Source organism: Metasolibacillus fluoroglycofenilyticus (genome assembly GCF_003049645.1).
Lineage (GTDB): Bacteria > Bacillota > Bacilli > Bacillales_A > Planococcaceae > Metasolibacillus > Metasolibacillus fluoroglycofenilyticus.
Window position 1 is genome coordinate 1 of the sequence record NZ_PYWK01000012.1, and the last position, 1,754, is coordinate 1,754.

Below are 1,754 nucleotides of genomic sequence, written 5' to 3' on the forward strand. Positions count from 1 at the left end.
AAAAAGCAGTACACGTCCTATGACATGCACTGCTTTTTAAATGACCCGTACGGGATTCGAACCCGTGTTACCGCCGTGAAAGGGCGGTGTCTTAACCACTTGACCAACGGGCCTTCGTTGCTGGCGGAGAAGGAGGGATTTGAACCCTCGCGCCGGTTACCCGACCTACGCCCTTAGCAGGGGCGCCTCTTCGGCCTCTTGAGTACTTCCCCAAAATTGGCTCCGAAGGCAGGGCTCGAACCTGCGACCAACCGGTTAACAGCCGGTTGCTCTACCACTGAGCTACTTCGGAATACGCTTTTATGGTGGGCCTAAATGGACTCGAACCATCGACCTCACGCTTATCAGGCGTGCGCTCTAACCAGCTGAGCTATAGGCCCTATTTAGAAGCGGGTGATCGGAATCGAACCGACGACATCAGCTTGGAAGGCTGAGGTTTTACCATTAAACTACACCCGCGTAGAAATGGTGGGTCAGGACGGAATCGAACCGCCGACACTTAGAGCTTCAGTCTAATGCTCTACCAACTGAGCTACTGACCCATCTTTTTTTAAAATGGCGGTCCCGACCGGGATCGAACCGGCGATCTCCTGCGTGACAGGCAGGCATGTTAACCGCTACACCACGGGACCTTTTGGTTGCGGGGACAGGATTTGAACCTGTGACCTTCGGGTTATGAGCCCGACGAGCTACCGAGCTGCTCCACCCCGCGATAATCAATATGTTGTTCACCAATTTTAGTTGTTCTTAAAAGATGGCGGAGGAAGAGGGATTCGAACCCCCGCGCGGTTTAACCCGCCTGTCGGTTTTCAAGACCGATCCCTTCAGCCGGACTTGGGTATTCCTCCGTTATACGAACGTTTAAAATGGTGGACCTTACAGGACTCGAACCTGTGACCGGACGGTTATGAGCCGTCTGCTCTAACCAACTGAGCTAAAGGTCCTTAAGATGGCGGCGGAGGGGGTCGAACCCACGACCTTACGGGTATGAACCGTACGCTCTAGCCAACTGAGCTACGCCGCCAGGATCTTTACTTATGGTTGGTGGAGCCTAGCGGGATCGAACCGCTGACCTCCTGCGTGCAAGGCAGGCGCTCTCCCAGCTGAGCTAAGGCCCCATAATTTTTTACTACCCGTTGGTTGTACATGGTCGGGAAGACAGGATTCGAACCTGCGACCCCTTGGTCCCAAACCAAGTGCTCTACCAAGCTGAGCTACTTCCCGAACTTTTTTGGCGCGCCCGACAGGAGTCGAACCCATAACCTTCTGATCCGTAGTCAGACGCTCTATCCAATTGAGCTACGGGCGCTTTTTTAAATGGTGCCGAGGACCGGAATCGAACCGGTACGGTAGTCACCTACCGCAGGATTTTAAGTCCTGTGCGTCTGCCAGTTCCGCCACCCCGGCACATGTTGGAGCGGAAGACGAGGTTCGAACTCGCGACCCCCACCTTGGCAAGGTGGTGTTCTACCACTGAACTACTTCCGCATGTGCTATTTTTTTATTCTGACAGGTTTGTTTTTATTGGTGCGGGTGAAGGGAGTCGAACCCCCACGCCTCGCGGCGCTAGATCCTAAGTCTAGTGCGTCTGCCAATTCCGCCACACCCGCAAGAATTTTGGTCTTTGATGGTGAGCCATGAAGGACTCGAACCTTCGACCCTCTGATTAAAAGTCAGATGCTCTACCGACTGAGCTAATGGCTCAAAATGGTGCCGGCGATAGGAGTCGAACCCACGACCTACTGATTACAAGT

At 53.8% G+C, this 1,754-nt stretch carries 18 tRNA genes; all 18 read right to left on the bottom strand.

Annotation, left to right across the window (positions count from 1 at the left end):
- Nucleotides 1–41: 41 nt before the first annotated feature.
- A tRNA-Glu gene (locus tag C9J36_RS16885) sits at nucleotides 42–113 on the bottom strand.
- Nucleotides 114–121: 8 nt separating this feature from the next.
- A tRNA-Ser gene (locus C9J36_RS16890) sits at nucleotides 122–212 on the bottom strand.
- A 5-nt stretch (nucleotides 213–217) separates the two neighbouring features.
- Nucleotides 218–292 (bottom strand) — tRNA-Asn (locus tag C9J36_RS16895).
- A gap of 11 nt (nucleotides 293–303) precedes the next feature.
- Nucleotides 304–380: transfer RNA gene (locus C9J36_RS16900), tRNA-Ile, on the bottom strand.
- 8 nt (nucleotides 381–388) lie between these two features.
- Nucleotides 389–459 (bottom strand) — tRNA-Gly (locus C9J36_RS16905).
- A gap of 7 nt (nucleotides 460–466) precedes the next feature.
- Nucleotides 467–542: transfer RNA gene (locus tag C9J36_RS16910), tRNA-Phe, on the bottom strand.
- A 14-nt stretch (nucleotides 543–556) separates the two neighbouring features.
- Nucleotides 557–632: transfer RNA gene (locus C9J36_RS16915), tRNA-Asp, on the bottom strand.
- A gap of 3 nt (nucleotides 633–635) precedes the next feature.
- A tRNA-Met gene (locus C9J36_RS16920) sits at nucleotides 636–712 on the bottom strand.
- Nucleotides 713–755: 43 nt separating this feature from the next.
- Nucleotides 756–848 (bottom strand) — tRNA-Ser (locus C9J36_RS16925).
- Between the two features lie 19 nt (nucleotides 849–867).
- Nucleotides 868–944, bottom strand: a tRNA-Ile gene (locus tag C9J36_RS16930).
- A 6-nt stretch (nucleotides 945–950) separates the two neighbouring features.
- Nucleotides 951–1,024 (bottom strand) — tRNA-Met (locus tag C9J36_RS16935).
- Nucleotides 1,025–1,042: 18 nt separating this feature from the next.
- Nucleotides 1,043–1,118: transfer RNA gene (locus C9J36_RS16940), tRNA-Ala, on the bottom strand.
- Nucleotides 1,119–1,147: 29 nt separating this feature from the next.
- Nucleotides 1,148–1,224: transfer RNA gene (locus tag C9J36_RS16945), tRNA-Pro, on the bottom strand.
- Between the two features lie 8 nt (nucleotides 1,225–1,232).
- Nucleotides 1,233–1,309 (bottom strand) — tRNA-Arg (locus C9J36_RS16950).
- A 9-nt stretch (nucleotides 1,310–1,318) separates the two neighbouring features.
- Nucleotides 1,319–1,407 (bottom strand) — tRNA-Leu (locus C9J36_RS16955).
- 6 nt (nucleotides 1,408–1,413) lie between these two features.
- A tRNA-Gly gene (locus tag C9J36_RS16960) sits at nucleotides 1,414–1,488 on the bottom strand.
- Nucleotides 1,489–1,525: 37 nt separating this feature from the next.
- A tRNA-Leu gene (locus tag C9J36_RS16965) sits at nucleotides 1,526–1,610 on the bottom strand.
- An 18-nt stretch (nucleotides 1,611–1,628) separates the two neighbouring features.
- Nucleotides 1,629–1,704, bottom strand: a tRNA-Lys gene (locus tag C9J36_RS16970).
- Nucleotides 1,705–1,754: the final 50 nt, after the last annotated feature.